Below are 24,491 nucleotides of genomic sequence, written 5' to 3'. Positions count from 1 at the left end.
TGATTCAGATTTAACTGATTGAGAGACAATTGAGAGACAATTGAGATTAATTTGGTTGTGGAGCTACATGGGGGCGGAATTGAAAAAGTTAAGAGAAGGGCTAGATTTAATCATACAGCGTGTGTTTACCTTAACATGAGATGGAAGTAACAGAATCCCTGCGTATTGGAGGTTGGGCAGTATATTTACTCAATAAGGTTAATCGACAAGTTATAAAGTATTGATTAGTACAAAGGATCTAGTCGTGACGCATGATAGACCGCTAGCAGCCGTGTTCCGCCAAATCAGCGGCGGGGCGTTTCCACCCATTGTGGAAACCTTTGAACGGGGCAAGACAATTTTTTTCCCTGGAGACCCGGCTGAGCGCGTCTACGTTCTCATTAGAGGTGCTGTGAAGCTCTCCAGGGTTTACGAAGCAGGGGAAGAAATTACAGTGGCCCTCCTACGCGAAAATAGCGTATTTGGGGTGCTGTCTCTGATTACGGGACACCGATCGGACAGGTTTTACCACGCGGTAGCCTTTACGCCTGTAGAGTTGATCTCGCTGCCGATCGAACAAGTCGAGAAGGCTCTCAAGGAAGACGCAGAATTGCCTATGGTTTTGCTGCGGGGACTTTCTTCTCGGATTTTGCAAACGGAGATGATGATCGAAACCCTCGCACACCGAGATATGGGTTCGAGACTCGTCAGCTTTTTGCTGATTCTGTGCCGGGATTTTGGCGTGCCCGGTACGGATGGGATTACGATTGATTTGAAGCTGTCCCACCAGGCGATCGCCGAAGCGATCGGCTCGACACGGGTAACTGTGACTCGTTTGCTGGGGGATCTCAGACAAGAAACTATGATCTCGATCCACAAGAAAAAGATCACTGTCCACAACCCGGTGGCCTTAAGCCAGCAATTCACTTGATGCCGAGAAAGTATAGGATTTTGGATTTTGGATTTTAGATTCAATCCAAAATCCAAAATCCAAAATCTAAAATCGGAATGACTGCTGGATACATCCTGGTATTTGTAATTTTAGTGTTGGGGGGTGTGATCGCCACTGTCAGCGATCGCCTTGGGACGAAAGTCGGCAAAGCAAGGTTGAGTTTGTTCAAACTTCGCCCCCGCGACACTGCTGTTGTGGTGACAGTGATGGCCGGCAGCATCCTGTCGGCCATTACTCTGGCCATTTTGTTTGCTACCAGCAAGCCTCTGCGAACCGGGGTTTTTCAAATAGACGAGATTCAAAAAAGGCTCAACCAAGCCCGCAGAGAACTCAAAGACACCACTCAAGAAAAAAATCGAGTTGAAACTGAATTAGATGGAGCCAGAGCCGCTCAAGCGCAAGTTAAAGCCAATTTAGAGCAAATTAATCAATCGCTGCAAGCTGCTAATGCTGAGCAAGCTCGGACACAAACAAAATTAAACTCGCTGCGGGCCCAGCTCAACAGCGTGCAAGCAGCCAAGTCTAAAACTGAACAGCAGTTAAGTCAGGTAGAAGCGGCTAAATCTAAGACAGAAGCACAGCTCAGCAGCGTGGAAGCAGCTAAATCTCAGACAGAAGAACAATTGAAACTGGTTGAAACGATCCGATCGACTACACAAGCTCAGCTCGATCGCACTGAGAACCAATTGAAAACTGTTTCCGCTCAAAAAACGACTTTAGGCTCGGAAATCGCCCAACTGCAAGAGGAACGCCAACAGTTAATCGAGCAACGAGAGCAGGTAAAAACTCAAATTGCCCAGCGCGATCAAGAAATTGCCAAGCGAGACGCAGAAATTGCCCAGCGGGACAAGGAAATTGTCTATCGCAACGAACTAATTGCCCAGCGGGACAAAGAGATTGCTCAGCGGGCGCAAAATCTGAGCGAGCGCGATCGAACTATTGTAGAGCGCGACAAAGTAATTGCTGAGAGGGAAGCACTGTTAGAAACCTTGGCACAGCAACAAGTTCAACTCGAACAGCAACAAACTTTATTGCAGCAGCAAGTGCAAGTTTTGGAACGGGACTTTCAGGCAATCCGCGAGGGTACAGTTGCCATCAGGCGCGGTCAAATTTTAGCTGCAGGCGTCGTTCGCATTGTCGAACCCGGTATGGCAAGTGGCGCGATCGATCGACTCTTGCAAGAAGCAAATAAAACCACCGTCGGACTGATGCAGCCGGAAAATAGGAAGGTTAGAGACCAGGTTATTCAAATTACTAAAGCAGAAATCGATCAACTAATTAGTCAGATTAAAGACGGTGAAGACTACGTGGTGCGAATTGTCGCCGGCGCTAATTACCTGCGGGAAGAAAAGCTAATTAAGGTATTTGCAGAAGCAGAAATCAATCGAGTAGTTTTCCGCGCTGGAGATGTGATTGCAGGGGTTGCTGTCGATCCGGTGACTTTAACCGACGAACAAGTGCGGCAGCAGTTGCTGCAATTGATAGAAGCTTGTCAATTTCGCGCTCGCCTGATCGGCGTTGTCGGCGGTAGAGTCCAAGTGGCCGACAGTCAGATTGAAACTTTAGCTGGTTTTATCGAGCGATTGCAGCAGTACGAGAAACCGCTGGACGTTCAGGCGATCGCCACAGATATCACTTACATCGCCGGCCCGCTTAAAATAGATTTAGTTGCTCGTGAAAACGGAGCCGTTGTTTTCCGCACCGGACAACAACCACCGGCCGGCCCAGATGTGAAAGTTAAGTAATAAGTGCGATCGACATATCGAATTTGAGGAAAAATTTTGGGCGATCGAACCGCTATTTTGCTTGACTTTTTCGCGCCCTTGACATATCATTAAATCATGGGAATCCGTGCGACCATATATAGCAACCGCCACATCAGGCGCGGACATAAATAACCTCATAAATAGAGCCAATACCAGTCAAGCATAAATGGTTCGATTCCGGTACTATGCAATCATCAACTGCCAACTGCCAACTGCCAACTGCCAACTGCCAACTGCCAACTGTCAACTGTTAAAATGCAGGAGCGTGCGGTGTAATGTCAGATGATCGAAATCAACCCAGAGAATACGATGCCGTCCTGGGAGGACAAAATTCAATTCCTGTCAATGCTGCCGTACTCGGAGGCATACCCGGTGTTAAAAGCCGCTTGGCCTCACCCATTGTCGAAGCGAGAATCGCCGCTCTTTCCGAAGCAGTCAAATATGGAGAAGTAGGTTTAGATTTGATAATTAAAGCTTTGCACGATGAATCGATGCAGGTGAAATTTGCTGCTTGTTCGCTGCTGAAAGATAGAAATGAGGAAAAGATTCAACGACAGTTACAAAACTATTTCCCTATATTTGAATTTGAGGTCATTACAGTAGATGCGTATGGAAAAGAAAACAGTCGGAGAAAGTCATGGGCTCATTACTTCAGAGAAGACTTAGATAATGGAATTGTACTCGAAATGGTTTACATTCCCGGCGGCACATTTATGATGGGATCGCCAGAAACAGAGGCAGGTAGGTACGATAACGAAAGTCCGCAGCATCAAGTAACTGTACCGACTTTTTATGCAGGAAAATATCCCATCACTCAAGAACAATGGCAAGCTGTAATGGGAAATAACCCATCGTCTTTTAAGGGTGCGAAACGGCCTGTAGAACAAGTAAATTGGGATGATGCGGTATATTTCTGTCACAAGTTGTCTGAGAAAACTGGAAAAATCTATCGTTTGCCGAGTGAGGCAGAGTGGGAATATGCTTGTCGGGCAGGTACGACAACAGCTTTTTACTTTGGGGAGACTATTACTCCCCATTTAGTTAAATATAAAGGACTTAACCGCGGCGAAACTACTGTGGTGGGAAGTTTTCCCCCAAATGCGTTTGGTTTGTACGATATGCACGGCAATGTTTGGGAATGGTGTCAAGATCGCTGGCATATTAACTACAATGGCGCACCCTCTGACGGCAGCGTTTGGGAAACAAGCGGATATATTCCTTTCCGAGTGCATCGTGGAGGTTCGTGGGGCAACCCTGCGGTCTTTTGCCGTGCTGCCAACCGCTACTTCATTTCTCCGGGCCCCTCGGCCAGGCACAGGGGTTTTCGCGTTGCTGCTTTTCTGCGGCTTCCTGCTTCCCCGTCTTCGGTGCGATGACTCTTCTTTGCCCTTTATCCTGTTTCCCTTTTTCCCTTTGTACTATTTCCTCTTTCCCCTTTTGTGCGCGTCTGCGCGCTTTAATTTTTTTTGTGGGGTTTTCATCTTGGCAAGCGATTCCAGATATTAGGGTGCGCCGCCACCTGCAATTTGCCGATCGAATCGACAATCTCACAGATCCGCACCGCCTGCACGGGGATGAGAGAAACCGGGTTTTTGCGCGGGGGGTGAGAGAAAGTTTGTAGTGGGGACTTCAGTCCGCTCAATATTGCGGACTGAAGTCCGCACTACGATCGAATCTTGCTGCGGTCAATCGATGGGACACGATATCAATCAAAACTGGCAAGCCAAGATTGTGGCAAAAACCCGGTTTCTGATTGTTGCGGGGGGTCAAAGAAACTGGGTTTTTTCGATAAATTAAAACGGGGAAGTAAAGATTGTGGCAAAAACCCGGTTCCCGATCTTAGGCATTATATGGTCGCACAGATTCCCATGATGATATAATATGTCAATCCCACAAAAAAGTCAAGTAAAATAAGTACGATCGCCCGCAAAGATTTTGAGACATTCAAGAATGCAAGTATCAGATTAGATATAGGTTGGCGATTGAGTTGGCCGGCGCTCAAGCGCAACTACAAACTTATTAACTGAGGACTCATAAATATGATTTTAGGTTTCGATCCGGGGAAAGACAAGTGTGGCCTCGCCGTGATGGGTAGAGACAAAAACCTCTGCTACCATCAAGTAGTACCGTCAGAATCAGCCATCTCTACGATTCAATCTCTGTGCGAACAGTTTGCGATCGAGTTATTGGTGCTCGGAGATCAAACGACTTCTAAGAGTTGGAAACAAAAACTGACGCAAAGTTTGCCGCCGGAGATTGAAATTGTTCGGGTTGACGAGAGGTTCAGCAGTTTGGAAGCGAAGGAACGCTACTGGCAAATGTACCCTCCGACGGGACTTTCTCGCTTGATTCCGCAGGGAATGCGGACTCCGCCGCGGCCGGTAGATGATATAGTGGCGATCGTCTTGATTGAGAGATATTTGAACAAAAGTTAGTCAATCTTATAACCGTTACCCTTGATTCTCTTGGATTATTGAGGAATCAATATATTTTTGCTGGTATTGAATTTTTCACTTAAATAAAATGTCGCCTAAATTTAGAGGATTGATCATTGAATAACTGTTAGTGCTACTTAATGACTGCTTCCGTCAAAATTACCTTACCATTCTGGCGGACTTGCAGGCGTTGGGAGTTAATCGAGTAGATAATATTGCCGTTAGTCGCTTCATAACTTCCGTCATCACCTGTAGTTACTTGCATTACATTGATTTGGGTGCCATTTATTTTGCTGACGCCGCGGTAAAAAATATCGCCTTCCTGGATTTTGCAAATGTATATAGAAAAGTTGGGCGTTGCGAAAAATTGCACCATTTCGGCCCTCGGACATCCCTCAACTTGAGCAATTTGCAGCGGTTGATTATTGCCCAAAGTGTTGGGTGCGATCGCCCGAACTTTCCCAATCGGTTGATTTAGTGCCGTTGCTTGTGCTGAGGCGGTTAAAAAGCCGTGAAGCGAAGCTATCCCGTTCCCCGCAGGGGTTCCCGAAGGGTAGGGAATCGCACTAATGCCAGCCATAACTAGAACTATTCCTTTATTGCCCTTAACTCTATCTTTATAAAACATCTTGTCACTCCTGGTTTTAACTATATAATTATATCTTAAGCGATCTTTGCTGGATATTAATAATATTTAATATCAGAGGTGAGAGGTGCAGGGAACACGGTACGCCGTTGGTTTAAGTAAGGTGCGAACTGTGCACCCTACACCAGTGAAAATACATAAGTATGTCAATGCGATCGAAGGAAAGCAATCTCTTGCATTGAGGACATTTTTAAGATTTTATGACTTGTTCGCGCCGATCTGAGAAACCGGCTTTCTTCATATATTTCTCGTTACTAAACCTTTGATTTTCGTGGAAACCGGGTTTCTCGCCTTCCATGCGATCGCGAACTGACTCAGTTACACAGTAATGTTGATTTGCGCTTAGCTATTTAGCGAATAATAAAAAGGGAAACAGAAGATACATTTTTCCTCCCATTTCCCATTTTTTAAATAACCGTCGTCCTGACTGCGAACCTGATAATTAATTAACTGCTGCCAACTGTTTGTCTTTGATTTCCACAGGCGCGGTTAATGCCTCTTCCAAATCCGCACAGCCGAGTTTTTCCTCCAAAATTGCCATCACTTCGCGGCCGAAATCATTGGAATTTCGCTGCCAAGCTTCTAAACAAATTTGCCCGAAAAACGAACCCAAAGGCTCTGGATTCCACAGCAACTTGCGGGCTGTCCAAGGCATCAAACTCATCGGATCGTAACCGGGTTGCAAAATATCCTTTTTAAAGGCGTATTCTTCTAAAATTGTGTGCGGCTGCAATCCGATGAAGAAAATCGCTGGTTCTACTTTATCGACTCCGAAAATGCGCTCTAATTCTCGGTGATAGGCAATTGTTTGTCGGATGGTTTCAAAGGTTTCGTCAATCACGTTAAATGAGTAATTGACGGAAACTACATCGTTGTAACCGGCTGCTTTTAAATCGCGGCAATTTTCCAAAACTACTCGCAAGTTGTAGCCCATTCGCATTTTCCTAACCAGTTCCTGGGAACCGCTGGTGATGCCGATTTCAAAGTAGTTCATGCCCGTTTTTACCATCAAATCGCACAATTCGGGTGTGAGATTGTCCGCACGGATGTAAGCAGCCCAGTGGATGTCTGTCATACCGGAGAGGATGATTTTTTGCAATAATTCGATCGCATCGTCGATGAATTTGCGCGCCGGGATAAATTGAGCGTCGGTAAACCAGAAATTGCGGATACCTCGATCGTACAATTGCTGCATCTCAGCCACCACCTCATCCGCCGGATTGATCCGCACTTGTTTTCCTTCAATCACCGTATAAATGCAGTAACAGCAATTGTGGGGACAGCCGCGCTTAGTTTGGACTCCGAGGTAGAAGTCCATATCCTGTAAATAATAGGAAAATTCCGGCCAAATGGTTTCGATGTAGTTGTAATCGCAGGCGGTTTTCTCGATGTTGGCTGGCTTTTCGTGAATTAGCCGATCGCGCGGCACAGTTTCTCCTACTACATAACATCTTTCCTGCGCCAAATCTTCGCCTTTAATCAACTTCTCCAGCAAAGCTTCGCCTTCGCCCACCGAAACCACAGTCCCCGCCGGCAAACTGCGCCCCAACTGCTCGTAAAACACGCTCACAGCACCGCCACCGACCACTGCGCGGGCTTCCGGGCGGTATTTCCGGGCCCGCTTCAATCCGCGCTTAACCAGTCCCAGATTGCGCGAGAGTTCGGTGTAGTAGGACGTGGCCAAACGCAATCCTCCGAGTGCTCCCCGCAACTTAGTTAGCGGATTTTTGGCGTAGTAAAACTCGAAGGCATTTTGTAAGGGATTCCCGCCCCTACCGCCCACGGGCGCGTAAATTTGAATGTCCCGCCAAGAGAAAACCAGCAGAGTCGGCTTAAACTCGTCTATGCTGGCATCTAAAGCTTTAGCGAAATCCAGGGGGGGTACGGCACCTAAATCGAAAATGCGTTGTTGGACATCGGGAAACAGCTTGTGTACGTGATCCGAAAGATACACAACTCCGATCGGGAAAATGGGATTGCAAGGGAGGCGAACGTACAGGACTCGGTTTTCTCGGTTTTCCATGATTGCTATATCCTAAACTGGAACTTTTTCAGCTATGTTAATATTCTTTTAATATAACTTTACAATATGTCTAATTTTCGCAATTTGACATTAAATATTCTTAAATTTTTAGAGCGGGCTAAAAGCTGAGCTTGTTGGTGTCGATCGGCGATAGCAGCAGAAAAAAGCTAATTTTTAACTCAATACAGCGTATTTTGAGAGAAAATCCCAGCGTGGAGTCAAAAAGCAGATATTTATCCGGTGAGATTTTAAGTTAGGTACGATCGGTCTCTAATGTGTTAGGGAGTTGGTAGTCGGCTTTACAGTAGGCTGGGATCGCCTAGTGTTAGCCTGAGAAGATAACTAAAACTTTTAGGCAAGGCTCCCTCAGCAGTTATGGCTCAAATTCTTGACCCCTTACCCTCAGACACCGACAGCAAGATTCTGTGCTGCTACGTCAACGCCACCAGTCAGATTCAGATTGCTCGCATCGCCAACATTCCTAACTGGTACTTTGAAAGAGTGGTGTTTCCCGGACAGCGCTTAGTGTTTGAAGCGATGCCGGCGGCAGCATTGGAAATTCACACCGGGATGATGGCGAGTGCAATTTTGTCGGACAAAATTCCTTGCGATCGCTTGCAGATTAACGAAGGCCCCTATTCAAACGTCAATCCTAGCAGATCCGGAGGGGAAGTTAAGGGCGATCGCGCAATAATTGCCGGCCGCCCCAAATCCCGAGAAATCTCAGAACCTTTGACAGTACCGGCGCTAACAGCCGTCGATTAATTGGAGTTGTGAGTTTTGAGTTATAAATTGTCAGTGAATTGATCACTCGGCGCTCAAAATTCCAACTTTTGCAAAGCGGTAAAAAGTCAGCACTTAAGAATCAAAGTTTCTGAATTGAATTTTAAATCGAAACTCAAAATCGCAAAAATCATCTAGCGATTTTGAGTTTATTCAAGTACAGATTAGCTGGTTTTGATTATATAGCAGTTAAGTTCTTTTGCCACTTCTCACTTGAGATAAAAAAATACTTGAAGAAAATTAGATTTAGCAGTGATGCAAGATATTGAGCGTTGTTTAAATGATGTTTAAAATTTTGGGCGTATAATTCAAAACCGCGTTGCTCATGCAATCTTTCCCAGCCGTTAAAACCGACAAATAGACTCGGGTTTGAGAGGGCAAATTTTTTTGGCGATCGGATTGTTCTTGAGGTAGAGGGTAGTTAGGTTAGTCAGAGATTTTAGGGGTGTAATGTCTGATATTTGATTGGATTCGAGGGAGAGGGTAGTTAGATTAGTCAAAGATTGCAGGGTTGTAATGTCTGATATTTTATTGCCGCTGAGTTCGAGAAAATTTAGGTTAGTCAGAGATGTGAGGGATGTAAAGTCTGATATTGGATTGAAGCCGAGGTGGAGGGTAGTTAAGTTAGCCAGAGATTTCAGGGGTGTAATATCTGATATTTGATTGCCACTGAGGATGAGGGTAGTTAGGTTAGTCAGAGATTTCAGGGGTGTAATGTCTGATATTTGATTGTTCATGAGTTCGAGGTCAGCTAGTTTCGTCAGAGATTTCAGGGTTGTAATGTCTGATATTTGATTGTTCATGAGGTAAAGGATAGTTAGGTTAGTCAGAGATTTCAAGGGTGTAATGTCTGATATTTGATTGTTGATGAGTTCGAGAAAAGTTAGGTTAGTCAGAGATTTCAGGGGTGTAATATCTGATATTTTATTGCTGATGAGTTCGAGAAAAGTTAGTTTAGTCAGAGATTGCAGGGGTGTAATATCTGATATTGGATTGAGACCGAGGTAGAGGGTAGTTAGGTTAGTCAGAGATTTCAGGGTTGTAATGTCTGATATTTGATTGCCGCTGAGTTCGAGAAAATTTAGGTTAGTCAGAGATTGCAGGGGTGTAATGTCTGATATTTGATTGAAGCCGAGGTAGAGGGTAGTTAGGTTAGTCAAAGATTGCAGGGGTGTAATGTCTGATATTTGATTGCCACTGAGGATGAGGGTAGTTAGGTTAGTCAGAGATTTCAGGGGTGTAATGTCTGATACTTGATTGCCCTTGATGTCGAGTTCACCTAGACTTGAAAGCTTCTGGTTAGCTGTTTTGCACTCATTAGTTTCAGCTTGCTTCAATAACGCATCAACAGTGCGTCTAGTCTCTGGGTTCAAATTAGCTTTGTTGGCACACCAATCGGTAAAAGTTTTGTAGTTTGCTGTCGGTGTTTTCTGTCCGACAGCCTGCGGTAATCTGTAGTTGCCAACAATAAGAATTAAAGACAGACTGAAGACGATACACTGCCAAGCGGTATGCTTGGCAATCTTTAGCCAATTCCTTTTACCTAAAAGCTTTTCTAACATTTGGCGCGCCTCCCAATTTCTCTCGAAACTCTCTGAGTGAATCCAAGATAACATGACTTACGCAAGTTGCCATAAATCAAGGGTTGCGATGCAACCGCATGGGATATGACTCAATTAAGGTTCAGAAAACCGGGCGGTTAAAATTACATTATTTTCTTTAGTCCGCAGGCGAGTGGACTTCGTTTTTATAAACCTGGTTTCAAGCGCCGTCTGCATCTGTGCAAAAATAGGATTAAACAGCTTCTCTCATTTCAGTTATGTCAGCAGAACCGATCGCATTTCCCCCATCTTCCCCCCCAGTATTTGAGCCGGCTGTATTCCGGCTTTCTCCCCTGATTAGAATCACGCTGTTGGGCTTGTACGTCGCCCTGACAATTCCATTGCCGTTTTTGTCGGAAGTCACGAAAGCACCTGTTCCCCCGATCGCACTCTGGGTTGCAATTATTGTCGGCGCAGCGGGCTTGTATGGCGTGCTCAGCGAACGGGTAATTCTCAGCGAGGAGGGGATTGAAGTTACCTATCCGAAGTGGTTTCCGCGCGTGTTTCGCAAGGGTTGGTGGCTACCTTGGACTGAGGTGAAAGCTCTCAAACCTCGATCGACCGGTCAAGGAAGTTTAGTCTACTATTTTTTGAGTCATTCGGGTGAAGGTTATTTGTTGCCAATGCGAGTGGCTGGGTTTGCTAAATTAGTCGGTTTGGTGGAAGCAAAAACAGGTATTGATACTAGAGATGTCCGCCCTTTGTCGCAGCCTTGGATGTATCTTATTTTGCTCTTCTGTACGCTGCTGCTACTGTTGGTGGATGCGTGGACGATTGTAACTGCGATCGGGCTTAAAGGTAATCTGTAATATTATGTCTGTTGTCTATTTAGTTTGTAACTTTTGGGCGGAGTGTGTGTCCACCCACAAGATTTGCCATAAAAATAAGCATACAAATTAAATGCACGACAACTTACAAACCTCTTTGATTAGACAATATTGAATAAGTCTTCTCGCGAGAAACCGCAGATTTAAGGCAGATAAACACAGATAAACGCAGATAATTGCAGGAATTGAGAGCTGGGAAATGCAATGCAAGTCTCTTGTGTTCATTTCAGTCGCCAGCATTAGCTAAAAAATATTTATTTTGCATTTTTAAAACTCTTAATTTTCTTGTGGGGTGGGCATCTTGCCCGCCCCCAATATCTAGGTTAAATGTGGAATATCTTATTATCAAACACGCGCAAAAAAAAAGAAAAACCCGGTTTCTTTAATAAGCCGAGTTTTTACGTATTCTATTGTTTATTTAAGCTACTTAACTTCAGCCGATCGCCGACTGTTAGGTGATTCGTAGTAAACTCCAGAACCTGTATCGGAGACAAAATGACAATCCCAGTAAGAGCGAATAAAGCTCTTCCAAATTGGATCGGTTGACTTGCGATAATAATCGCCCAACACTGGCTTGATGGCTTCCGTTGCTTCCTTCAAGTGATAGTGCGGCATTGTCGAGAAAATGTGGTGGGCTACGTGAGTCCCGATGTCGTGATGGATGGAATTGATGATTCCGTAGTCGCGATCGATCGTAGACAATGCACCTTTCAAGAAATACCAATCATTACCGCGATACCAAGGAATATCGGCTTCTGTGTGGTGCAGGAATGTTACCAAATCCAGCCACATCACGAACACTATATATGGAACCAAGTAGAACTTCAGCAAAAACAGCCAACCAAACTGATAGGTTAACGCACCTAAAAAGGCTACCATCAGCACTAAGGATGCGGAACTCGTTAACACGTCCGCTTTTTCGGAAGGACGGAAAATCGGGCTACCGGGCATGAAGTGAGAACCTACCCGATCGGGCGATCGGCGAAATAGATAAATTGGATAGGCAAATAACATCAAATAAAAGCGTCCCAGCTTTTCATACCAAGGCATTTGATTGTATTTGCTTTCCGGTACCGGATACCAGCTTTCATCGTTATCTAAGCTGCCTGTATTTGCGTGGTGGGTTCTGTGACTAATCCGCCAACCATGGAAGGGCACGAGAATTGGAGCGTGGGAGAGGTGTCCGATCAGGTTGTTGAGCCATTTGCTCTTAGAAAATGAACCGTGTCCGCAGTCGTGACCCACTACAAACAATGCCCAAAACATGGTTCCCTGCATCAACCAAAAGATTGGGTAAAAGAGCCAGGAATCGAGGGTGTAGGCGATCGCATACAAACCTGCGATAATTCCAAGATCTAAAAAGAAGTAAGCCAGAGATTTCCCGGCCGAGGGCTCAAAACAGTGGGCTGGAATGGCTGCCTTGATATCTTGAAGAGTAAAAGGTAACTCTGTTGTACGAGAGGATGAGCCTTGATTGCTCGCGGGATTGAGAACAGTATTTGATTGCACGAAGTTTCCGATTTAAGCTGACTTGAGAAACCGCATTCCGCCTTCTTTTAACAGGCACTTTCGGCTCGCAAGGAGCCATATTTTTTACTCTGCAAGGGTTCCTAAAGTTCTTTAGTTCGCATGAACAGCCCGTCCGCGATTCTCAAGCAAGTTTGCTTGTGGAATACTTGTGTGGGAAAAATTAGTGCGATCGACCCTGTTATCTGAAAAAATCTCATGTGCCCGTTGTTGGTGCGAAATGCGACTTCAATCTGAGAGTGGACATCTGGAGGAACTACCTCCAGTCTGCAGGTAGCATACAGCGTTTCGAGCAGGAATTGTGAACGAGAGTTTAGGGAAAAACCATCGATTTTAGATTGGCGATTTTAGATTCAAGCACAAATCTCAAATCTCCAATCTCCAATCTCCAATCAGAGGGTTGGGTTTCACACAAGTTCTACCCAACCGACTGTTCACCACAGTTCACGAATTCTGCAAGAATTGCTACAGCCAAGTTAATGTAACATTTCTACACACATTTTGGCAATGACTTACTAGAAAAAATAGAAAACCCATAAATTGCGAAAAATGACGGGCGATCGCTTTCTCGCTTTTGGATTTTCTAGGCTCCAGCCTTTTCTAATATGAGCTTAGACCGTTTTACCACTTCTGGAACGTCGATCGGATAATCACCGGTGAAACACGCCGAACAAAAACTCATCGGGTCTTCGTTAGTCGCCCTCAGCATTCCATCCCAACTCAAGAAAGCCAAAGAATCAACCCCAATTTGGGCGCCGATTTCTGCGACTGACTTAGTAGCAGCAATCAACTGATCTTGATTGTCGGTGTCGATCCCGTAGAAACAAGGATGTGTCACCGGCGGCGAAGAAATTCTCATGTGCACTGCTGTTGCGCCCGCATCCCGCAAGGCTTTGACGATTTTGCGGCTGGTAGTGCCGCGAACGATCGAATCATCGATAATAATTACTCGCTTTCCTTCCAACACATCTTTGAGAGGGTTGAGTTTCATGCGGATTCCTGACTCCCGCATTGTCTGAGTCGGTTGAATAAAAGTGCGCCCCACGTAGCGGTTTTTAATCAATCCTTCGGCGTAAGGAATGCCGGAAGCTTGAGAAAAGCCGATCGCGGCTGGGATTCCAGAATCAGGAACGCCGATGACTATATCCGCATCAGCCGGAGATTCTGCTGCTAACAAACGCCCGATCCGCAGGCGGTAGCTGTACAAACTTTCACCTTCCATCTGGCTATCGGGTCGAGCAAAATAGATCATTTCAAAGATGCAAAGTTTGCGCTTTTGTTGCTGACTCCAGTGGAAGGAAGCCATACCTTCCTCTGTAATCCAAACTAATTCTCCCGGTTCTACGTCCCGCAAAAATTCAGCACCGATAATATCCAAGCCACAAGTTTCCGATGCTAAAACGTACCGTACCGGAGTTGTGGGGAGGATGCCAATTACCAACGGGCGGACGCCGTGGGGGTCGCGGACTCCCATCACGCCTTTGGGGGTGGCGATCGTCAAACTAAAGGCTCCTTGGCACATACCGAAGGCACTGATCGCTGCTTCCAGCCAGTCTTTGCCCTTGTCTACCTCCGAACCGATCGCCACTGCGATCGCCTCTGAATCCGTCGTACTGACAAATTCGCACTTCCGAGAAAGCAATTCTTCCCGCAATTCTTTGGTATTGACAAGATTCCCGTTATGTGCTAAAGCGAGACTTCCCAAACGGGTTTTGACAACCACAGGTTGAGCGTTGATCACCCGCGACGAGCCGGTAGTAGAGTAGCGAGTGTGGCCTACGGCTAAGTTACCTGGCAAGTGACCTAAACTCGATTCGTTGAAGACTTGGGAAACCAGTCCCATATCCTTGTGCAGGTGAACTGTTTCACCATCAAAAGTAGCAATTCCGGCGGATTCCTGACCTCGGTGCTGCAAAGCATACAAGCCGAAGTAGGTCAACTTGGCGACATCTTCACCCGGTGCGTAGATACCGAAAACGCCGCAAGCTTCCTCGGGCTTGTCGGGTTTGCTAGAATGCTCGTCAGCCTCGAAGGAATGGTTGGGAATCATAGATGGGTGGGTTCCTAATGGGGAAGGTGGGTTCGGGGGACAGTTTCAGCGGGAAATCTTGTTTGCGAAAGCGTCGCATAACTTAACATTCCCTTAATCTTGCCACGGATCTGTCATTATTTCCAACTCGTGTAGCATTTCAGACAGAAGCGATGCGGCGTTTAATGGCATTGTAGTATCGATCGCCCTCAAATCCTATATTAACCTTGATTAACGGCGGGCGAGGGATTCGGCGATTGAAAAATACTGTTGGCGAAGTCGCCAAGGGTGTTACCCCTCACATCTGGAATGCAGCATTTGGGTTCGCTATTGGTAGTTAATAGCTATATGGTTAATTAAATATTTAGTCCAGAGCCACTATTTTTAGGGGTGAGGGGTGAAACCCTTTTTAAATTCGCCAACAGTCTCTTGAAATCGCTTAAGAGTCAAACTCTAGTCCCAGCATAGGGGGACTAAGAAATAGGCGCTCGTGCAATGGCAAATAAATTATAAAATTGCTTCACTGGCTTTTTGAAATATTAGAATTTAAGGGCGATCGAGCTTGACTTTTCTGTGAGATTGACCTACTATATCATCATGGGAATCTGTGCGGCCATGTAATGTCATTTTGGGCGCGGCAAGTTATGGCAATAGCACAAAGCAGATAAGTTTTTCAGTTTAATTTGTAGGGTGCGTCGCTGCGAGATTCTCGATCGAACTTGCACATTGTTTCGGGCGACGCACCTTACTAATTTGTGGTGCGTTGTTGTGAAATTGTCGATTTGATTTGTAGATTGTTCAATGCGACGCACCCTACCACTACTACGCGGAAACTAGGACAAGGAATAAACCGAAGCTACCGCCACGCGAAAACCGAGGTGCCTGCTGCGATGGACAGCCCACTGCCTGCCACGATAGGCACTACGGCAATAGACCGTATAGCAGTTCCAGGAACCACCACGCAGCACTCGGTTATTATCTGTTCCAGTTTCCCAAGAACTTCCGTCAGTCGGTGCGCCACTATAATTATCGTGCCATTTATCGCTGCACCATTCCCAAACATTCCCGTGCATATCATACAAACCAAACGGATTCGGCCCAAAACTCCCCACATCCGTTGTTTGTTTGCGGTAAAGTCCCTTCGGCGCAGAACCGTAGGGATGATTGCCATCATAATTAACTAAATCCGGGGTAATTGTCTCGCCAAAATAGAAAGGCGTTGTAGTTCCGGCGCGACAAGCATATTCCCATTCGGCTTCCGAAGGTAAGCGATAAATCTTGCCGGTTTTTTGAGAAATTTTCTGGCAGAATTCCAGAGCATTATTCCAGCTTACTTGTTCTACAGGACGTTTCAAACCTTTGATATCAGAAGGGTTATTCCCCATCACTACTTCCCACTGTTCTTGAGTAATGGGATAATTACCCATAAAAAAAGGAGAGATCTTAACAGTACCCTGCGGCCCTTCATTGTTACTTCGCCCTGCTTCTGTACTGGCGGAACCCATCACGAAACGGCCGCCAGGAATTGCTACCATGTGTAAGATTGCACCGCCGCCTAAATTTTCGCTAAAAAATTGTGCTTGACGGCGTTGACGGCTAGTTATATTACCCCGCACATCAACTGTCACCGTGTCAAAGTCAAACCTTTTTAAAGTCTGTATAAAATTTGGCGTTGACTGACGTTGAAAATCTTTGAGAACTTCCTCTGCTGATTGGTAGCGCTGCTGGATATCTTTTGCCAACAACTTAGAGAAAATTAATTCCAGTCCCTTGTCAATGGGCTTTTTCAAATGTTGCTGCCAATTTCCAGTCCAGCTATAACCGTGTTCCGTCCACAAACCATCAGGATGTATCCCCGTCATTAAATGAAAAGCCGTCGCCCCCAAGCTAAACAAATCGCTGGCTGGATAAGCTTCACCCCCTTTCATTTGTTCAATGGGTGCATAACCATCCGAACCAATTCGCGTTCCCAGTCTCGACATCACTGTTCCCGACAACTGTTTGGAAACTCCGAAATCAATCAACATTAACAAACCGTCGCTGCGACGGCGCATAATATTCTCAGGCTTGATATCTCGGTGAATAATTTTTTGTTCGTGAATAAACTTGAGAACAGGTAGAAGTTCGAGTAATAGTTGCTTAACTTGACTTTGTTGCCAAATTCCCTGATTTTGGAAAAGCGTCAACAAATTATCCCCATCAACAAACTGCTGTACGAGATACAAATATTTGTCTTGTTCAAAATAGGCATCTAGTGATGGAATTTGCGGATGTTGTCCTAGCTGTTGCAGTTGTCGGGCTTCTTGCTGAAATAATTCTACCGCTTTGCTAATCGCCCAAGTCCCCTGGACATTGGGTGCTAATTGTTTAACGACACAGCGTTGATTTAATTTATCAATATCTTCTGCTAAATAGGTTCTACCGAAACCGCCTTTGCCCAGGAATCCTATCATCCGGTAACGGCTTCGTAGGATGGGAACGAGTTTGACGCCACAATCGATGCAATATGTATGCCCGTCCGGTTTTCAGGCTTTTCACAGTCGGGATTGATACAGCAAATCATTTATTTTATGAATGATATTGTTTATATTGTATAGATTAATTGGGCGATCCAACCCGGCGAGTTTATGAGTGATAATTTGTAGGGTGCGTCGCTGTCAGATTTTAGATGGCGACGCACCTGACTGTTGTGTGGTGCGTCGCCGTGAGATTGTCGTTTTGATTTATAGATTGTCGATGCGACGCACCCTACGGCTAATTTGTAGGGTGCGTCGCTGTCAGATTTTAGGATGGGATTTGTAGATTTTTGATGGCGACGCACCTGACTATTGTGTGGTGCGTCGCCGTGAGATTGTTGCTTTTATTGGTAGATTGTCGATGCGACGCACCCTACGGCGAAGTTCCCTCCGATCCCAAATTCCGGATCTCTTCGATACTCAGTCCCGTTGTTTGACTGATAGTTTCGTCATCGAGGCGATCGAGTAACTGTCGCGCCACCGCCTGCATTGTTTCTTTTCGACCTTCTTCTCGACCTTCTTCTCGACCTTCTTCTCGACCTTCTTCTCGACCTTCCCGATTAGCTTTGATTATAATTCCTTGTTGGTCGTAAATAAACAGTTCTTGCCGTTCGAGGGCTTCTAGTTCGCCAGGGTTTAAATTAACTTGGTTTGCTATGTCAAAGGCTTGATGAATCTCTGGCACAACATCCATTGTTTGCGGTACTTGTGTCAGCATATTGGCATATTTCATGAAATAAATCCATTTATCGCTCAGGGTTTCTATTTGTGACAATTCTTTGGTAAATTTTGGGAGTTCGACGAATACTAACTCAATGTGATTGTCGAAATATTCAATATTTGTTGTTGTTTCTTTGTAGACAAACCGAGAAATTAGCCGATCGCTATTTTCAAACATCTCGAAATCAGTAATCGTTAGTGCAATTACAGGTTTCAACATTCGGTAGCCTTGTCCTTTCTGTAATTGAGATGAGTAAGTTTTATTAGCATTGTACAAAACTCTATTTTTAGGAGATTCAAAGTTTAATACTTGGATTTCAATAATAACCAGTGTTCCGTCGGCGAGTTGGGCTTTGACATCTAAAGAAGAGTCTTTTAAGCCTGCTATCTTGGGCGGTAAATTAGGATCGATAATTTCTAAGTCTGCAATGGTAGGATTTCCATCGTAAATCGTGGCGTTGAGAAAGCTGATGAGAATGCCTTTGCTATCTTGGGAAGCAAAGATTTTTTTGAAGGCGTAATCGGTTTTGGGGTTGATGAATGTCATGGTGGGAAATCGAGATAACGACCGCTATCTCGATTTTATCATCAGAGTCTGGAATTTTACTGACGATCGCTCTTAGTTTTTTGTTTCTATCGCTCGAAATCAGACAGATGCAATCCGACGCTCGATCGCATTATAGAATCGATCGCCCATCTCACCCATCGCAACCTCAATTAACACTTGATTGTCAGCACTCACAACTCGCAAAGGTGATTCAGCACAGCCAACTAAACCAATTTTATGCCACATTTTGGTCAAATTTTCTTGCAGGTAAGACTCCCAAATCCCTTGATTTTTCGGTGCGACTGAAACTACAATGCAGTTGCCCATTTCACCAAACAAAATTTCATCCCAGCGGCTGACATTTGCCGAATTGAAACTGAGATGAATTTCCGCACCCATTTTAGCAGAAATACAAGATTCCGCGAGGGCGATCGCCATTCCACCTTCCGCACAATCATGGGCAGAACCTACCCAACCTTGCCGAATTCCATCGCGACAAACCGATTGCACTTTTCTTTCTAACTCAAAATCTATCCTTGGCGGTTTCCCAGCTACAATCCCGTGAATTGCCGCTAAATATTCCGAACCTCCCAAAGTAGGAGAAATTTCGATTTTTGAGCTTTCAGATGGAAGTTCTGAGTTTTGGGATGATTCCCCCATTCCCAGCACATAAATTAAATCACCTTTCTTTAGCCAAGCTTGACCAGAAATCTTCTTCAAATCGGGAATTAACCCCACCATTCCGATTACTGGAGTCGGATAAATTGGTTGAGGATTCCCCTCAGCATCGACCGTTTCATTGTAAAGAGAAACATTGCCGCCAGTAACAGGCGTTCCCAACTCCCGACAAGCCTCAGCAATCCCGCGACAAGCTGACGCTAACTGCCAATATCCGATCGGCTTTTCGGGACTGCCAAAATTCAAATTATCCGTAACTGCCAGAGGTTCAGCCCCCACACAACTTAAATTTCTCGCTGCTTCCGCTACGACTGCTTTTGCACCTTCATAAGGATCGAGATAAACATAACGAGAATTGCAATCAACCGTTGCAGCAACTCCAGGAATCATCCCCAGGGGCGCTTCCTTCTTGCTAAGGGGGGGAGAAAGTTTTGGAGTTTCCCTACCTTGTGCCTTGGTAAATAGAGGAATTACCTCTTCTTCCTGTTTGCTTTCGGAAGCTAGAGAAACGGCATTTCCTCTCAGTAGATCCCCCTTAGCAAGGGGGTGTACTTCTACCCCTTCAGCAAGGGAAGATTGGCAAGGTTCTAGCGGACGCAATCTGACAACCGCAGCATCAGCACCTCCCGGTAAAACAACAGTATTGTTTTGCACTTGATGGTCGTATTGGCGATAAACCCAGCGTTTAGAAGCGATGGTGGGAGTATCTAAAAGCGTCAGCAAAATTTGATTCCAAGTTTGGAAATTACCGTTAATTTCGATACCTGTAACTGTGGATTGTGGCAGGGAATCCGCCGTCCATTCCCATGCTCTTTTAGCATATTCTGGCGGCTCTGTCAACAGTTCTCGGTGATAAATTGGCGTGTTATCTGCCAAAGCAGTCGCGGTAATTTCGGCAGCGATTTCGCCTTTAAATAGAATTCGGACGATCGGCTCTTCGATGACAGTCCCCGCTACTACCGCGTGCAATCCCCAGCGGTGGAAAATATCGATTAATTCCTGTTCCCGTCCTTTTTGGGCAACAAACAACATCCGTTCTTGGGATTCTGAAAGCAGGTATTCGTAGGGAATCATGCCGCTTTCTCGAACGGGAACTTTGTCTAAATCGAATTCAATGCCGACGCCGCCTTTGGCTGCCATTTCTGATGTCGAACAGGTGATTCCCGCTGCGCCCATATCTTGGGCGGCGACGACTGCACCGGTTTTGAATGCTTCTAAACAAGCTTCAATTAAGGATTTTTCTAAAAATGGATCTCCTACTTGGACGGCGGGGCGATCGTCCATTGATTTGTCTGTCAATTCGGCACTGGCAAAACTTGCTCCTCCCATGCCATCTCGCCCGGTAGTTGAACCGACATAAAGCACGGGATTTCCGATGCCGGATGCCCCCGATTTTACGATTTCTTGAGTTTCCATTAAACCCAAGGCCATAACGTTAACTAATGGGTTGCCGGAATAAGCAGGATCGAAGTAAACTTCGCCGCCAACTGTGGGCACGCCGATGCAGTTGCCATAATGGGAAATTCCCGATACTACTCCTTTGAATAATCTCTGAGTTTTAGCATCGTCTAAGTTGCCGAAACGCAGGGAATTTAAAAGTGCGATCGGGCGTGCACCCATTGTGAAGATATCGCGGAGAATCCCGCCGACACCGGTTGCCGCACCTTGGAAGGGTTCGACTGCTGACGGGTGGTTGTGGGATTCAATTTTGAAGGCGAGTTGCAAGCCGTCTCCCAAGTCTACGACGCCGGCATTTTCTCCTGGCCCGACGAGAATTCGATCGCCCTCTGTGGGAAACTGTTTTAATAGTGGCCGCGAATTTTTGTAACAGCAGTGTTCGCTCCACATGACGCCGAACATTCCCAATTCAGCTTTATTAGGATGGCGACCTAGACGCTGAACGATTTCTTCATATTCTTCAGGTGTGAGTCTTTCACCGGCAATTTGTTCGGGGGAAAATGGGGATTCGGAGATGGGAGACATGGAAACTCGTTATAAACCACAGGCTTTATTTTAAATGCCCTTTGGTTGGTTAATCTAAAATCTATAATCTAAAATCTAAAATCCTAGGTCTTTGGGTTGCTAATCTAAAATCTAAAATCTAAAATCTAAAATCGAATGACTCAACCTGGAAATCTCAATTTTGCTAACCAAAACTTGCGGAACCGTTCTTTTAAAGGGCTTGACTTGTCAGGGGCGAATTTCAGCGGTTGCGACATTCGAGGCTGCAATTTCACCGGGGCGATTTTGAGGGGGGCAAATTTTCAGGGTGTCAGAACCGGACAAAGCCGCAGACGGGTGAGAAATTTGATTGCTAGGGCTGGGGTGACAGCGGTGACAGTGACGACGGCTGGGGCTTTGACTGGACTGATTGCCGGGGCAGATGCGGGGGCTGTGGCGGTGGCTGGAACGGCTGCGACGGCGATTGCTGTGACTCGGGGCGAGGCTGGAATTGTGGCGGGGTCTGTGGCTGGGGCTGCTGCTGCGATCGGGGCTAGCGGTATTGTGACATTTTGGGGCGGAGATACTATCAGGGGAATTATCTTATTTTTGGTTTCTGGGGTAATTCTTGGGTTAACTGCGATCGGCTTTTTTATCGCTGTTGAACAAATAGAAAAATTGTCGATAACGTCGTTTAGAAAAGCTGATTTAACTGATGCTGTATTTGATGCGGGGGCGGTTCTAGATGCCGATTTTTCTGATGCGCGAGGAGTGCCGTGGTAGACTACACAATTACTGATTTTTTACCCATTCCCGGAATTCTCGCACTGCTGTGGTTGCGCCTGCGGTTTGAGTGCGATCGATAAATTCGTCAACTTTTGCAGTCGGTAGTATTGGGAAAGCCCGGGAAAAATTGCACTCGGCATATTCGCCATTTTGCAATTGATAAAACTTGATGCTTCGTCCGTCGTACCGCCAAATTTCTGGTACAAATCTGCATATAAATCGAATTGATTTAAGGAACTGCTGGTAAAATAAATTTCCAGTGCTAAATCGGGCGGCGGATCTTGAGCAAAGTCTAATTCGGTTCTCCCTCTGACCAGTGCTTCATTCTGGATATAATAGCATGAATCTGGTTCTTTTCCATCTGCTTTTTTGCGTTTTTTAATCGTCATCGAGCCAAAGGGGTTGTACTCCAGATTGAGTTCTTCTATGAGAGTTACAATTAAGCGATCGATCAGCCTGTTGCGATTTTCATGTTCCGGTAGTGGCACCATAATTTCTAATTGACCTTGATGATAAGCAATTCTGGTGGAACGTTTGTTGCCCAGTTCCCCTAGCAGGCTTTCATATAACTGCCAACTGATATTGGGGAGTAAAACTCGCTGTTCGGGGGGCGTTGATATTGTTAGCATTTTACTTGGGTTTTAGAGCTTGAGAATATTTTAGTTGATCTTTGTGTTTTGCGAACTGAACAAAAAGTATCTGCCGATAGCTGCGGTCATGCGCTACTCTAGTTAATAATAGACTGTGGTCATTAGTCCTTGTGGTATGAAGTTGCGATCGTTCTTTTCTTTCCTCATTGCTGGCGTCTTGGCACTCTTAGGCTTGAGTGCCGGCGGTTTTTACTGGCTGACAACTCACACTCCCCTGAATTTGCTCGCTGGCGGGCCGACAACTACTCCGGCTGCGGCTGTGTTTGTCTCGAAACAAGCACCTTTGTTAGCTTCAATGCTGGTAAATCCCGATCGCCTCGAAGCATTGCGGCAAGTTTTTGCCACTCCCGAAGAAAGAAGTCGATCGCACGCAGAATTTGAGCAAATCAAAAAAAGTTTCCTCGCCAGTACAGGCCTCGATTACAGTCGAGATATCCAACCTTGGATAGGTGACGAAATTACCCTCGCCGTCACAACTCCAGATTTCGATGGCGACAGCAGCAATGGCCAAGAAACTGGGTTTTTGCTGGCGGTTTCCTCCCAAAAGGTCGATCGCAGCCAACAATTTCTCGACTCCTACTGGCGCAAACAATCTCGTGCCGATAAAACAGTTCATTCGGAACTATATAAAGGCGTAAAAATTAATTATAAACAAGCACCAACAGCTAATAAAAAAGCTGCTTTGCTTTCGCCTTTTAACCCGTTTTCTCTGCCTAATTCAACTTTACCACCCACTTTCGCAACCGCAGCCATCGGCGGTAATTTAAATTCTGGGAATAACCAAAATTTTGTTTTATTTTCCAATAGCCCGAGTGTGATTCGAGATGCAATTAATAACGTTGAATCAGCCAACCTAAATCTCAACAATACCCCGGAATATCAAAAAGCTTTGCAGCAGCTAACTCAAGGCCGAATTGCTTTAGCATTTGTCAATCTCCCGCAGTCAGCAACCGAGCAAAATCCTCCAGTTTCTCTTAATTCTCTCGCAGTTGCTGTCGGAGTCAACCGACGGGGATTGCTGGCTCAAACTGCTTTAGTGACATCGCGAGAAAACACAGCTTCTCCAACACTCTCGGAACCTGTGCAAGCCTTGCAGTACATTCCCTCAGCCAGTCCTTTCGCGGTCGCCAGCACCGATTTAAGGAATTTTTGGACTGATTTGTCATCGGCGGTGTCCACTAATGCAGAAGTCTCAAAATTAGTCGATCGCACGATCGCAGATATTCAGCAAGTTTGGGGCGTCAACCTGCAGCAGGATATATTTAACTGGGTACAAGGAGAATACGCTTTAGCAGTGCTTCCGAATTCGTCAAATAGTGCTGACTGGATTTTTGTCGCCGAAAACTCTGCTGATTCCCAAAAGGCGATCGACAAACTCGATGAAATTGCCCGCAGCAAAGAATACAGCATCGGCAGCTTTACTCTCAGAAACCAGAAAATTACCGCTTGGACGCAGTTGACAACGAGTCCAAATTATGATAAAGAAAATAATAGAAAAAGTGCGATCGAAACCGAGGCAAAAGGAGTTCGAGCCACCGTCGGCAAATACGAAATTTTCACCACCTCAGTAGAAGCAATGGACGCAGCACTAGAAGCCGCCGCAACAGGCTCTTTATTTGCCAATCAAGATTTTCAAACCAGCATTGAACCGCTACCGCCATCAAACGACGGCTATTTTTATTTAGACTGGCCCTCCAGCAGGCAAATTTGGGAAAAACAAATCCCGCTGTTGAGGTTAATTGAACTTTCGGCAAGACCATTGTTCGAGCACTTGCGATCGCTCACTGTCACGAGTACGGGAGAAGTCGCAGGAATTCGCAAAGCTACAATATTTATGCGGCTCAATTAGTCAGAAGTCAGAAGTCAGAAGTCAGAAGTCAGAAGTCAGAAGTCAGAAGTCAGAAGTCAGAAGTCAGAAGTCAGAAGTCAGAAGTCAGAAGTCAGAAGTCAGAAGTCAGAAGTCAGAAGTCAGAAGTCAGAAGTCAGAAGTCAGAAGTCAGAAGTCAGAAGTCAGAAGTCAGAAGTCAGAAGTCAGAAGTCAGAAGTCAGAAGTCAGAAGTCAGAAGTCAGAAGTCAGAAGTCAGA

At 45.6% G+C, this 24,491-nt stretch carries 19 protein-coding genes; 10 read left to right on the top strand and 9 right to left on the bottom strand.

Translation table 11 applies throughout. From position 1 onward, the window contains the following. Positions 1-244: 244 nt before the first annotated feature. The 5 genes from ntcA (at position 245) to QUA44_RS09215 (ending at position 5,132) form a co-directional block, all read left to right on the top strand. On the top strand, positions 245-910 hold the full coding sequence (gene ntcA / locus QUA44_RS09235) for a global nitrogen regulator NtcA (RefSeq protein WP_445243642.1): 666 nt from the start codon (positions 245-247) through the stop codon (positions 908-910). 77 nt (positions 911-987) lie between these two features. Next, positions 988-2,676, top strand: a complete 1,689-nt coding sequence (locus QUA44_RS09230; RefSeq protein WP_333250040.1) for a DUF3084 domain-containing protein — start codon at positions 988-990, stop codon at positions 2,674-2,676. Between the two features lie 296 nt (positions 2,677-2,972). Beyond that, on the top strand, positions 2,973-4,073 hold the full coding sequence (locus tag QUA44_RS09225) for a formylglycine-generating enzyme family protein (RefSeq protein ID WP_333250042.1): 1,101 nt from the start codon (positions 2,973-2,975) through the stop codon (positions 4,071-4,073). A 92-nt stretch (positions 4,074-4,165) separates the two neighbouring features. Then, a complete protein-coding gene (locus QUA44_RS09220; protein ID WP_333250044.1) occupies positions 4,166-4,318 on the top strand; it encodes a hypothetical protein in 153 nt (50 codons plus the stop codon). A gap of 418 nt (positions 4,319-4,736) precedes the next feature. Continuing rightward, positions 4,737-5,132, top strand: a complete 396-nt coding sequence (locus tag QUA44_RS09215; RefSeq protein ID WP_333250048.1) for a pre-16S rRNA-processing nuclease YqgF — start codon at positions 4,737-4,739, stop codon at positions 5,130-5,132. 133 nt (positions 5,133-5,265) lie between these two features. Here the strand turns inward: QUA44_RS09215 and QUA44_RS09210 are convergent, their stop codons facing one another. Together QUA44_RS09210 and QUA44_RS09205 are read right to left on the bottom strand one after the other, a co-directional pair. Next, complete coding sequence (locus tag QUA44_RS09210) at positions 5,266-5,760, bottom strand: hypothetical protein (protein WP_333250050.1); 495 nt, start codon at positions 5,758-5,760, stop codon at positions 5,266-5,268. 460 nt (positions 5,761-6,220) lie between these two features. Beyond that, positions 6,221-7,801, bottom strand: a complete 1,581-nt coding sequence (locus QUA44_RS09205; RefSeq protein WP_333250052.1) for a photosystem II high light acclimation radical SAM protein — start codon at positions 7,799-7,801, stop codon at positions 6,221-6,223. A 375-nt stretch (positions 7,802-8,176) separates the two neighbouring features. On the opposite strand from QUA44_RS09205, the gene QUA44_RS09200 reads away from it, so the two are divergent. Next, positions 8,177-8,566 (top strand): DUF1830 domain-containing protein, encoded by a 390-nt coding sequence (locus QUA44_RS09200; protein WP_333250054.1) that lies wholly within the window; start codon positions 8,177-8,179, stop codon positions 8,564-8,566. A 362-nt stretch (positions 8,567-8,928) separates the two neighbouring features. Here the strand turns inward: QUA44_RS09200 and QUA44_RS09195 are convergent, their stop codons facing one another. Then, the gene (locus QUA44_RS09195; RefSeq protein ID WP_333250056.1) at positions 8,929-10,146 is read right to left on the bottom strand and encodes a leucine-rich repeat domain-containing protein; all 1,218 of its coding nucleotides are present in this window, start codon (positions 10,144-10,146) and stop codon (positions 8,929-8,931) included. Positions 10,147-10,403: 257 nt separating this feature from the next. Between QUA44_RS09195 and QUA44_RS09190 the strand changes: the two genes are divergently transcribed. Then, positions 10,404-10,994: a hypothetical protein gene (locus tag QUA44_RS09190; protein ID WP_333250058.1), complete on the top strand. Its 591-nt coding sequence runs from the start codon at positions 10,404-10,406 to the stop codon at positions 10,992-10,994. Positions 10,995-11,435: 441 nt separating this feature from the next. On the opposite strand, the gene QUA44_RS09185 is transcribed toward QUA44_RS09190, so the two are convergent. The 3 genes from QUA44_RS09185 to QUA44_RS09175 form a co-directional block, all read right to left on the bottom strand. After that, the gene (locus QUA44_RS09185; protein ID WP_333250060.1) at positions 11,436-12,521 is read right to left on the bottom strand and encodes a fatty acid desaturase; all 1,086 of its coding nucleotides are present in this window, start codon (positions 12,519-12,521) and stop codon (positions 11,436-11,438) included. 601 nt (positions 12,522-13,122) lie between these two features. Beyond that, positions 13,123-14,589, bottom strand: a complete 1,467-nt coding sequence (purF, locus tag QUA44_RS09180) for an amidophosphoribosyltransferase (RefSeq protein ID WP_333250062.1) — start codon at positions 14,587-14,589, stop codon at positions 13,123-13,125. A gap of 812 nt (positions 14,590-15,401) precedes the next feature. Next, positions 15,402-17,021, bottom strand: coding sequence for a bifunctional serine/threonine-protein kinase/formylglycine-generating enzyme family protein (locus tag QUA44_RS09175; RefSeq protein WP_333250064.1), 1,620 nt, complete (start codon positions 17,019-17,021; stop codon positions 15,402-15,404). A gap of 178 nt (positions 17,022-17,199) precedes the next feature. Here QUA44_RS09175 and QUA44_RS09170 point away from each other — a divergent pair, with 178 nt between their 5' ends. Next, positions 17,200-17,370 (top strand): hypothetical protein, encoded by a 171-nt coding sequence (locus tag QUA44_RS09170; protein WP_333250066.1) that lies wholly within the window; start codon positions 17,200-17,202, stop codon positions 17,368-17,370. A gap of 87 nt (positions 17,371-17,457) precedes the next feature. Here QUA44_RS09170 and QUA44_RS09165 read toward each other — a convergent pair whose 3' ends face one another. After that, positions 17,458-18,351: an Rpn family recombination-promoting nuclease/putative transposase gene (locus tag QUA44_RS09165; protein WP_333250068.1), complete on the bottom strand. Its 894-nt coding sequence runs from the start codon at positions 18,349-18,351 to the stop codon at positions 17,458-17,460. Between the two features lie 99 nt (positions 18,352-18,450). After that, positions 18,451-21,012, bottom strand: coding sequence for a phosphoribosylformylglycinamidine synthase subunit PurL (purL, locus tag QUA44_RS09160; protein WP_333250070.1), 2,562 nt, complete (start codon positions 21,010-21,012; stop codon positions 18,451-18,453). A 135-nt stretch (positions 21,013-21,147) separates the two neighbouring features. On the opposite strand from purL, the gene QUA44_RS09155 reads away from it, so the two are divergent. Then, positions 21,148-21,753, top strand: coding sequence for a pentapeptide repeat-containing protein (locus QUA44_RS09155; RefSeq protein ID WP_333250072.1), 606 nt, complete (start codon positions 21,148-21,150; stop codon positions 21,751-21,753). A gap of 20 nt (positions 21,754-21,773) precedes the next feature. Here the strand turns inward: QUA44_RS09155 and QUA44_RS09150 are convergent, their stop codons facing one another. Continuing rightward, a complete protein-coding gene (locus QUA44_RS09150) occupies positions 21,774-22,385 on the bottom strand; it encodes a Uma2 family endonuclease (RefSeq protein WP_333250074.1) in 612 nt (203 codons plus the stop codon). A gap of 136 nt (positions 22,386-22,521) precedes the next feature. Between QUA44_RS09150 and QUA44_RS09145 the strand changes: the two genes are divergently transcribed. Continuing rightward, positions 22,522-24,255 (top strand): DUF3352 domain-containing protein, encoded by a 1,734-nt coding sequence (locus QUA44_RS09145; RefSeq protein WP_333309649.1) that lies wholly within the window; start codon positions 22,522-22,524, stop codon positions 24,253-24,255. Positions 24,256-24,491: the final 236 nt, after the last annotated feature.

The organism is Microcoleus sp. N9_A2 (assembly GCF_036701775.1).
Lineage (GTDB): Bacteria > Cyanobacteriota > Cyanobacteriia > Cyanobacteriales > Microcoleaceae > Microcoleus.
Note: the sequence above shows the minus strand (reverse complement) of the source record. Positions and strands in the feature narration are given on the sequence as shown.

Coding starts and splice junctions, on each gene's coding strand:
- QUA44_RS09230 (WP_333250040.1), top strand. CDS start 988: ATGACTGCTGGATACATCCTGGTATTTGTAATTTTAGTGTTGGGGGGT.
- QUA44_RS09225 (WP_333250042.1), top strand. CDS start 2,973: ATGTCAGATGATCGAAATCAACCCAGAGAATACGATGCCGTCCTGGGA.
- QUA44_RS09215 (WP_333250048.1), top strand. CDS start 4,737: ATGATTTTAGGTTTCGATCCGGGGAAAGACAAGTGTGGCCTCGCCGTG.
- QUA44_RS09210 (WP_333250050.1), bottom strand. CDS start 5,760: ATGTTTTATAAAGATAGAGTTAAGGGCAATAAAGGAATAGTTCTAGTT.
- QUA44_RS09205 (WP_333250052.1), bottom strand. CDS start 7,801: ATGGAAAACCGAGAAAACCGAGTCCTGTACGTTCGCCTCCCTTGCAAT.
- QUA44_RS09200 (WP_333250054.1), top strand. CDS start 8,177: ATGGCTCAAATTCTTGACCCCTTACCCTCAGACACCGACAGCAAGATT.
- QUA44_RS09195 (WP_333250056.1), bottom strand. CDS start 10,146: ATGTTAGAAAAGCTTTTAGGTAAAAGGAATTGGCTAAAGATTGCCAAG.
- QUA44_RS09190 (WP_333250058.1), top strand. CDS start 10,404: ATGTCAGCAGAACCGATCGCATTTCCCCCATCTTCCCCCCCAGTATTT.
- purF (WP_333250062.1), bottom strand. CDS start 14,589: ATGATTCCCAACCATTCCTTCGAGGCTGACGAGCATTCTAGCAAACCC.
- QUA44_RS09175 (WP_333250064.1), bottom strand. CDS start 17,021: ATGATAGGATTCCTGGGCAAAGGCGGTTTCGGTAGAACCTATTTAGCA.
- QUA44_RS09165 (WP_333250068.1), bottom strand. CDS start 18,351: ATGACATTCATCAACCCCAAAACCGATTACGCCTTCAAAAAAATCTTT.
- purL (WP_333250070.1), bottom strand. CDS start 21,012: ATGTCTCCCATCTCCGAATCCCCATTTTCCCCCGAACAAATTGCCGGT.
- QUA44_RS09155 (WP_333250072.1), top strand. CDS start 21,148: ATGACTCAACCTGGAAATCTCAATTTTGCTAACCAAAACTTGCGGAAC.
- QUA44_RS09150 (WP_333250074.1), bottom strand. CDS start 22,385: ATGCTAACAATATCAACGCCCCCCGAACAGCGAGTTTTACTCCCCAAT.
- QUA44_RS09145 (WP_333309649.1), top strand. CDS start 22,522: ATGAAGTTGCGATCGTTCTTTTCTTTCCTCATTGCTGGCGTCTTGGCA.